This is a genomic window from Daejeonella sp. (assembly GCF_044232565.1).
Taxonomy (GTDB): Bacteria; Bacteroidota; Bacteroidia; order Sphingobacteriales; family Sphingobacteriaceae; genus Daejeonella.
In genome coordinates, this window is the sequence record NZ_JBIILQ010000116.1 from 1 (window position 1) to 8,370 (window position 8,370).

The window sequence follows — 8,370 nt, forward strand, 5'->3', positions numbered from 1 at the left end:
CAGGAGCTCGGAATTTCGGAGCGTACGCTATATCGCAAAATAAAAGAATTAGAATTATAAGTCAAATCGAATATGCGCAGGCTATTATTAACTATTAAATATTTTACTCTTCTATTGGGAATCCTGATTTTGCAGTCCTGCGGAACGTATTCATTTTCCGGTGCTTCAATACCTGCAGAAATGAAAACAATTTCTGTCCAGTTTTTCGAAAATAACTCTGCCTTAGTTGTTCCGTATTTAAGTCAGCAGTTTACCGAAGCATTAAAAGAACGCATTCGAAATCAATCAAGGTTAAGTATTGTTAGGTCTGAGGGCGATGCCAATTTTGAGGGAAGGATTACTGATTATACCATCAGGCCGGTGGCAATTCAGGGAAATGACCGTGCTGGATTGAATAGGTTAACCGTTACAGTTAGTGTAAAGTATACCAATAGCTTGAATCCAGAGTTAAATTTCGAGCAGAGTTTTCAAGCTTTTCAAGAGTTTAGTTTAAATCAGGGCCCCATTCAAACACAAGAACAAAAATTATTAACATTGATAAATCGTCAGCTAACAGAGGATATTTTTAACAAGGCTTTTGCCAATTGGTAAAAAATCTTTAGCTTTCAAAAAAAGAGCATATAGTGGAAGAGGTACAGCGTCAGAATTTTGATATTAATTTATTTGCAGAATATGTAGCAGATCCATTGGCAGTTAGCCATGCCGAGCCTGCTGAAATCGGTGCAGCACTTGAAAAATATCCCTATTGTCAGCTTTTGCACCTATTTTATGCAGGAGCATCTGCAGGAAAAGAAAGCAACAAAAGAGACAAATATTTAGCAAAAACACCATTAATTATTCCGGATAGTGGCATTTTGTACACTATTCTCAATAATCCACAAAACATAAAAGCTGAAAGCCCTGAGCCTTTAGCATTAGTTGTAGAAACTCCCGTTGAAATTGTTGAAGAAGCCGATATTATACAAAATGTCAAGATTCCTGAACCAGAACAGGTAGCTGCAATTGTGGAAAATGAGACTTTAATAATAAATCACCTATCAGAATCCCAAAGTCCTGAAACGGATCAAAAAGTTTCAAAATACGATGATGATAAAATGCCTTTCTCTTTTTTATGGTGGCTTAATAAAACTAGAAAAGAACATGCTGATACCTATCAGCCCTATGTGAATTTTAAGCTAGATACCACACAAAATATTAAAAGAAATTCGGTTGATCAGCTTAGTAGTCAGATAATTGAAAATATATTTCATTTACAATCTCCCTTAGAAGAAATGGAAAATGCCCCTAAAACGGTGCCATTTCAAGTACGAAGGAAGGAAGATTCTATTTTGGAGAAGTTTATAAAAGAGGAACCTCAGATTAAGGCACCCAAATCTCAAAAATTAGATACAGAAAATAAGGCCCGTAAAAGTTCTGAAGATCCAAACGATCTGGTATCTGAAACTTTAGCCCAGATATACATCGATCAAATGCTCTTTCAAAAAGCAATTGATACCTACAAAAAATTAAGTTTGAAATATCCGGAAAAAAGCACGTACTTTGCCAACCAAATTATTGAATTAGAAAAGAATTAAATTAATAAATATGTTGTACGCAATTATTGTTCTAGCCATCCTTGTTTGTTTTCTGCTAGTAGTGATCATTTTAATCCAAAACCCTAAGGGAGGTGGTCTTTCATCAGGATTTGCCGGTTCCAACAATGTAATGGGTGTTCAAAGAACAGGCGATTTCCTTGAAAAAGGAACATGGGTTCTTGCTGTAACCCTAATGGTATTAGCATTAATGACAAATGTTGTTGTTCCTCGTGGAGGTGTTGTTAATCAAGAGAAGAATGATATTCAAAAACAGATTAATCAACCAACAGTACCTGTTGCGGCACCATCAAACTTGCCAATTCCTGCAGATACTACAAAAAAATAATACTATAATATACTGTTTAAGCCACCCGAAAAGGTGGCTTTTTTTTTGATTTCGGCTGACAATCAACTGACAGCTTGACACCGAAAGGTGCAAAGTTTAGCACGTCTAAGTTATTAGAAATGAAATTTTGACAAGAATTATGGCCTGAATCCCTTTGGCATAATTAGTGTCTTTAAATTGAAAGAAAAAAATTAATTAATTAAATACACAATAATATGGCATTAAATATCAAACCTAGCGCAGACCGGGTAGTTATAGAAGCTGCTCCTGCTGAAGAAAAAACAGCCTCAGGACTTTATATTCCTGATACTGCAAAAGAAAAACCTCAAAAAGGAACTGTTGTAGCAGTTGGTCCGGGTAAGTATGCAGAGCAAACCGGTAATTTAATTCCTATGGCATATAAAGTAGGAGATGTGGTATTGTATGGTAAATATGCTGGTACAGAAATTACACATGATGGTAAAGAATACCTTATTATGCGTGAGTCTGATATTTTTGCAACATTATAAGGAAGACTGAAGCCGGAGTTCGAAGGTCGAATTAAGAGGTCGTAACTCATACTTCATACCTCAGACCTCATACTTCATACCTCATACCTAAAATCCAAATTAAATTGAAACCCAGGAGCCTGATCCAAACATCTGATTTGAATTAACTCCAGCATTAAAATCTTAAAAAATGTCAAAACAAGTTAAATACAATGTCGAAGCACGTGATGCTCTGAAAAGAGGCGTGGATATTCTTGCAAATGCGGTAAAGGTAACCCTTGGTCCTAAAGGCCGTAATGTAATTATTGATAAGAAATTTGGTTCACCAGCAATCACAAAAGATGGTGTAACTGTTGCCAAAGAAATTGAATTAAAAGACGCTCTTGAAAACATGGGTGCTCAAATGGTAAAAGAAGTTGCATCAAAAACTGCTGATCAAGCGGGTGATGGCACAACAACAGCTACCGTTTTAGCTCAGGCGATTGTTACTGCAGGAATTAAAAACGTTGCTGCAGGTGCAAATCCAATGGATTTAAAGCGTGGTATCGACAAAGCAGTTGCTGCTGTTGTTGCTAACCTGAAGAAACAATCTCAGTCAGTTGGCGAAGACAATAAAAAAATTAAACAAGTTGCCTCTATTTCAGCTAATAATGATGAAGTAATTGGAACCTTGATTGCTGACGCTATGGCAAAAGTTGGAAAAGATGGTGTAATTACTGTTGAAGAAGCAAAAGGTACTGAAACTGAAATGAAAACAGTTGAAGGTATGCAATTTGACCGTGGTTATTTATCTCCATACTTTGTAACCAATGCAGATAAAATGGAAGTTGAGTTAGAGAATCCATACATTCTTATCTACGATAAAAAAATCTCTTCCATGAAAGAATTGCTTCCTGTACTTGAAAAACAAGTTCAAACAGGCAAGCCATTGCTTATCATTGCTGAAGATCTTGATGGTGAGGCTCTAGCAACTCTTGTTGTTAATAAAATTCGTGGTTCACTGAAGGTGGCTGCAGTAAAAGCTCCAGGATTTGGTGATCGTCGTAAAGCAATGCTTGAAGATATTGCTATTCTTACTGGTGGAACTGTTATCTCTGAAGAAAGAGGTTATAAATTAGAAAATGCAGACCTTACTTATTTAGGTCAGGCAGAAAAAGTAGTTGTTGATAAAGACAATACTATTGTAATTAACGGAGCAGGTAAATCTGATGATATTAAGGCTCGCGTAAACCAAATCAAGGCTCAGGTTGAAACTACAACTTCTGATTACGATAAGGAAAAACTTCAAGAGCGTTTAGCTAAGCTTTCAGGTGGTGTTGCAGTACTTTATGTTGGTGCAGCTACGGAAGTTGAAATGAAAGAAAAGAAAGACCGTGTTGATGATGCACTTCATGCAACTCGTGCTGCGGTTGAAGAAGGTATCGTTGCAGGTGGTGGTGTTGCTTTCATTCGTTCAATTGAGGCATTAGCTGACCTTAAAGGAGCAAATGAAGATGAAACTACTGGTATTGCAATTATCAGACGCGCTATCGAAGAGCCATTACGTCAAATCTGCCAAAACGCAGGAATTGAAGGTTCTATCGTTGTTCAAAAAGTAAAAGAAGGTAAAGCTGATTTCGGATACAACGCACGTACTGATGTATATGAAAATCTTATCGGTGCAGGTGTTATTGATCCAACTAAAGTTGGACGTATCGCATTAGAAAATGCAGCATCTATCGCAGCCATGTTATTAACTACTGAAGTGGTATTAGCTGATGATCCTGAAGAGGACAAAGGTGGTCATATGCCTCCAATGGGTGGCGGTGGAATGGGTGGAATGATGTAATCACCCACCAATAATTATTAAAAAGCCCTTTCTGAAAATTCAGAAAGGGCTTTTTTGTAGAGATATATTTTAAACAACTAATTCAAAATAGCTTAAATTAAATTTAATATAATTCAGTTTTTACGAGTGGAAATAATTTCTTTACCCATTCAGCATACATTTTCCCAGAGGGATGAAGTCCGTCTATACAAGTTAGAGATTGATCAACACCTGCAATGCGCGACTCAGGTGTAATATTTATAAAATGAACCCGAGCATTAAATGCCTCTTCCTCGATAATTTTATTGAAAGCATCAATTTCCAGAGTTACTTCAGATGGGTTTTTTAACTGACCAAAGGGTGTTACGCCCCAATCAGGTAGAGAAAAAACGAAAACAGTTGCTCTCCCCCCCACCGAGTGACTAACAGCAATATTCAGCAATTCAACAAATTCTTTTCTAAACGTATCTTTTGAATACTTAAGATATTGATTATTTGACCCAATAAGCAAGCTTACCAAATCATACTTCGGCTTGAGGTTAGATTGCTTTATTCCATCTAATAAGTTCTTTGAAGTCCAGCCACTAAAAGCTACAACATCAGGACTAAGGGTTTTTATACCTGCTGCATTTAACTGATCAACTAACTGAAAAGGGAAAGATTCTTCTTGATAAACACCCTCCCCAACAGTATATGAATCCCCTAACGCTAAATAGGTTATATCAGAAACTACTCGAAGTGTTCGAGGAGGCTCAGATTTCGAACAGGAAGTAAATAAATAAATGAATGCAAAAAGCAAAATCAATCTCTTCATAATAGCCTCATTTCAAATAAATTACAGATATGCTCGCGCAATTTTAGTTTCACTTTTTCCATATCCAACTTAAACCCCAATTCCCTTTCCATAGAAGTAACATCCTTATCATCAATACCACAAGGAATTATATTTTTAAAGTAATTGAGATCTGTATTTACATTAAATGCAAATCCATGCATGGTTACCCAGCGACTACAGCGAACACCTAAGGCACAAATTTTTCGAGCCTTTTCATTGTCGGCATCAAGCCAAACCCCAGTAAATCCAGCATATCTGCCACTCGCAATTCCATAGTCGGCAAGTGTTAGAATAATGGCTTCCTCAAGCGTACGTAAATAAAGATGTATGTCGGTAAAGAAATTGTCAAGATCGAGGATCGGGTAGCCTACTAATTGCCCCGGACCATGATAAGTAATATCACCTCCTCGATTAATTTTATGGTAAGAAGCATTCTTTTGCTTTAAACCCGATTCATCAAGTAATAAATTTTCAGGCTTCCCACTTTTACCTAGTGTATATACGTGAGGGTGCTCTACAAAAACAAGGTGATTTGGAGCCGGAAGCTCCGTTGCATTATTTCTGTTATGGGTTTTCAAATCAACTGTTGCTGCAAAAATTACTTCTTGCTTGTCCCACGCCGATTGATAATCCATCAAGCCCCAATCCTGAAAAATTACTTCCTTATTTTTCATTCGCATCCTCTGAAACAAATCCAATCATATAACCATCAAATTTCTCATATTGAACATTAAACTCCTGTTGAATAGACCCAACATCGAGCTTGGCTGCAAATGATCCTTCTTCTTGATAATGAAAAGGTTGAAGCTCAATATTCTCAATAAAACTCACATTCTTTTTCCCATGAAGCTTATAAATGGCCTCCTTAGCACACCAACAAACATATAAATGTTCAATTCGTTGATTTTCATCAATAAATTGCATCTCTTTAGCACTCATGAATTTATTAGCAATACGATCAATTTTATTTTTTATAAGTTCAATATCAATCCCTACAGCTTTATTTTTACTGACCATTACGGCAGCATAATCATAAGAGTGACTGAGGGAAATAAAATGAGGAAAATTTGTCAAAAAAGGCTTTCCACTCTCATCCACCCTGCAGTCGATGTATTCTTCAGTGTCCATCATTTTGCGAAGTAATACGCGGGTACTTAACCAATGCATATTTCTTTTGTCGCTGACCAGACTTTCAAGATACGATTTTTCATGCTCTTTTAATTGCAATTGAGCCAATAATTCACCTGCAGACTCTTCAATCTTCCAAATAGCGAAAGAAGTTGAGGAGTCGATTTTTTTATGATAAGCGAGAGCCATTTATTAAATTAAAATACCTGCAAAACTATCTCAAATTAATCATAATTTAGTCGAAATCTTAAGCTTATTTATGATACTTTCTGATAAAATCATACTCGAAGAAATTGAAAAGGGGAATATCATCATAGAACCCTTTAAAAAGGATTGTTTGGGCACAAATTCCTATGATGTACACCTAGGCAAATACTTGGCAACGTATAAAAACAGAGTTTTAGACGCGAAGGTCCATAACGAAATTGATCATTTTGAAATTCCAAAGGATGGATTTGTGCTTCAACCGAATACCCTTTACCTCGGAGTTACACTTGAATATACAGAAACCCACAAGCACGTTCCTTTTTTAGAAGGAAAATCAAGTACTGGTCGTTTGGGGATAGATATTCATGCTACCGCTGGAAAGGGTGATGTTGGATTCTGCAATACCTGGACACTAGAAATTTCATGTGCGCAGCCTGTAAAAATCTATGCAGGAATGCCTATCGGACAATTAATCTACTTTGTTGTAGAGGGCGATGTAGAAACTATGTACAATACCAAAAGCAATGCAAAATACATTAATAAAACAACCAAACCGGTTGAAAGTATGATGTGGAAGAATACATTCTAAGCAATTAATTCAAAAAATTCGTATATTACACTAACAAGCCTCAATTTAAATTAAATTGAGGCTTGGTGTTTTAATTGGATCGGATTTCAAAAATACGTCATAGGTAAAATTGGGATCCAAACATTTTTGAAAACTCCAAATAATTTTAAAGGAAGCTATGAAAAAGTACCTCATTCTCTCATTTTCTATAATAATATCCGCTATTGCATTTGGCTTTGTTGCACAAGATGACCCCTTAAAAAAGATTCTCCAACAGATTGAAAAATACCGCTTGCAATATCCGCAAGAAAAAGTTCACCTCCACTTTGATAAGCCATATTATGCCATAGGAGACAATATTTGGTTTAAGGCTTATATTGTTACTGCCGAGAAGAATGAATTATCGGATTTGAGTAAAATTCTTTATGTAGAACTAATTAATGATAAGGATTCTGTGAAACAAACCTTGACATTGCCTGTGGAAATAGGACTTAGTTCAGGTGATTTTGCACTTAGCGATTCTCTAAAAGAAGGTAATTATAGGATACGCGCCTATACCAATTGGATGCGAAATTTTGACGAAGAATATTTTTTCGATAAAACAATTACCATTGGTAATTCCATTTCAAATTCAGTACTTACACAAGCCGATTACACATTTAGCAAGGATCCAAAAGGCCAGAGGGTGTTGGCCAAATTAAATTACACCGATATGTCTGGTGCTCCTTTAAGCAGCAAAGAGGTAAGCTATGAAGTTGTTTTAGACTTTAGGAGCATTATCAAAGGAAAAGGAATAACGGATTCAAATGGAACACTTCAGCTAAGTTTCGTGAACAACCAACCCTTTATCTTAAAATCCGGGAAGATTCTTACAAACATTCGCCTGAGCGAAAAAGTTAGTGCTAGCAAAAGCTTTCCAGTAAAGACAACCTCAAAAGAAACTGATGTTCAATTTTTCCCTGAGGGTGGCGACTTAATTGACGGAATTAGTACAAGAGTTGCCTTTAAAGCACTCGGATCAGAGGGTCTAGGTCTTCCGGTAAGTGGTTATATTGCAGATCAGAACCAAAATAAACTAACTGAATTTAAATCGGAATATGCCGGAATGGGCTCATTCAAAATCAAGCCCTTAGCATCCAATAGTTATGCCGCACACCTAACATTTGAAGATGGCTCAGAAAAAGTCATTCCTCTCCCTAAAGTAAAAGTAAAGGGCTATGTTTTAAGTGTCGATAATTTGGATCCAATGGAGCTTAATATAAAAATCTCAAATAATGAACTCCAGCAAGCAGATTCAGAATTAACACTTGTTGCACAAAGCAATGGACAGGTACTATTTGTATCTAAAAATAAAATGAATAGTAGTATTTTCAGCTCTTCAATTCCAAAATCACGCTTCCCAACAGGCATATTGCAA

10 protein-coding genes and 1 pseudogene are annotated in these 8,370 nt (G+C 36.3%); 8 read left to right on the forward strand and 3 right to left on the reverse strand.

The annotated features are described in order from the left end of the window. From ACILQF_RS07630 to groL, 6 genes are all read left to right on the forward strand, one after another. The coding region (locus ACILQF_RS07630) for a helix-turn-helix domain-containing protein (RefSeq protein ID WP_395626833.1) at nucleotides 1-60 on the forward strand (60 nt) is incomplete at its 5' end. Between the two features lie 54 nt (nucleotides 61-114). Beyond that, nucleotides 115-591 carry an LptE family protein gene (locus ACILQF_RS07635; protein WP_395626825.1) on the forward strand — a complete coding sequence of 159 codons (477 nt, stop codon included), beginning with the start codon at nucleotides 115-117 and terminating at the stop codon, nucleotides 589-591. A 32-nt stretch (nucleotides 592-623) separates the two neighbouring features. Then, a complete protein-coding gene (locus tag ACILQF_RS07640) occupies nucleotides 624-1,574 on the forward strand; it encodes a hypothetical protein (protein WP_395626826.1) in 951 nt (316 codons plus the stop codon). Nucleotides 1,575-1,584: 10 nt separating this feature from the next. Further along, complete coding sequence (gene secG, locus ACILQF_RS07645) at nucleotides 1,585-1,920, forward strand: preprotein translocase subunit SecG (RefSeq protein ID WP_395626827.1); 336 nt, start codon at nucleotides 1,585-1,587, stop codon at nucleotides 1,918-1,920. A gap of 215 nt (nucleotides 1,921-2,135) precedes the next feature. Next, on the forward strand, nucleotides 2,136-2,429 hold the full coding sequence (gene groES, locus ACILQF_RS07650; RefSeq protein ID WP_090705455.1) for a co-chaperone GroES: 294 nt from the start codon (nucleotides 2,136-2,138) through the stop codon (nucleotides 2,427-2,429). Between the two features lie 169 nt (nucleotides 2,430-2,598). Continuing rightward, complete coding sequence (groL, locus tag ACILQF_RS07655) at nucleotides 2,599-4,236, forward strand: chaperonin GroEL (protein WP_395626828.1); 1,638 nt, start codon at nucleotides 2,599-2,601, stop codon at nucleotides 4,234-4,236. 103 nt (nucleotides 4,237-4,339) lie between these two features. Here groL and ACILQF_RS07660 read toward each other — a convergent pair whose 3' ends face one another. Genes ACILQF_RS07660 through ACILQF_RS07670 form a run of 3 tightly spaced genes read right to left on the reverse strand, consistent with a single transcriptional unit; the run spans nucleotide 4,340 to nucleotide 6,367 of the window. Next, nucleotides 4,340-5,029, reverse strand: coding sequence for an SGNH/GDSL hydrolase family protein (locus ACILQF_RS07660; RefSeq protein WP_395626829.1), 690 nt, complete (start codon nucleotides 5,027-5,029; stop codon nucleotides 4,340-4,342). After that, the gene (lipB, locus tag ACILQF_RS07665) at nucleotides 5,026-5,724 is read right to left on the reverse strand and encodes a lipoyl(octanoyl) transferase LipB (RefSeq protein ID WP_395626830.1); all 699 of its coding nucleotides are present in this window, start codon (nucleotides 5,722-5,724) and stop codon (nucleotides 5,026-5,028) included. The genes ACILQF_RS07660 and lipB overlap by 4 nt, the downstream gene beginning before the upstream one ends. Next, nucleotides 5,714-6,367 carry a 4'-phosphopantetheinyl transferase family protein gene (locus ACILQF_RS07670; protein ID WP_395626831.1) on the reverse strand — a complete coding sequence of 218 codons (654 nt, stop codon included), beginning with the start codon at nucleotides 6,365-6,367 and terminating at the stop codon, nucleotides 5,714-5,716. The genes lipB and ACILQF_RS07670 overlap by 11 nt, the downstream gene beginning before the upstream one ends. Before the next feature lie 70 nt (nucleotides 6,368-6,437). Here ACILQF_RS07670 and dcd point away from each other — a divergent pair, with 70 nt between their 5' ends. Both dcd and ACILQF_RS07680 read left to right on the forward strand, forming a co-directional pair. Continuing rightward, entirely contained in the window at nucleotides 6,438-6,974 is a 537-nt protein-coding gene (dcd, locus tag ACILQF_RS07675; protein WP_395626832.1) for a dCTP deaminase, read from the forward strand. A gap of 157 nt (nucleotides 6,975-7,131) precedes the next feature. Next, nucleotides 7,132-8,370 (forward strand): annotated as a pseudogene (locus ACILQF_RS07680) (TonB-dependent receptor); the annotation flags it as partial.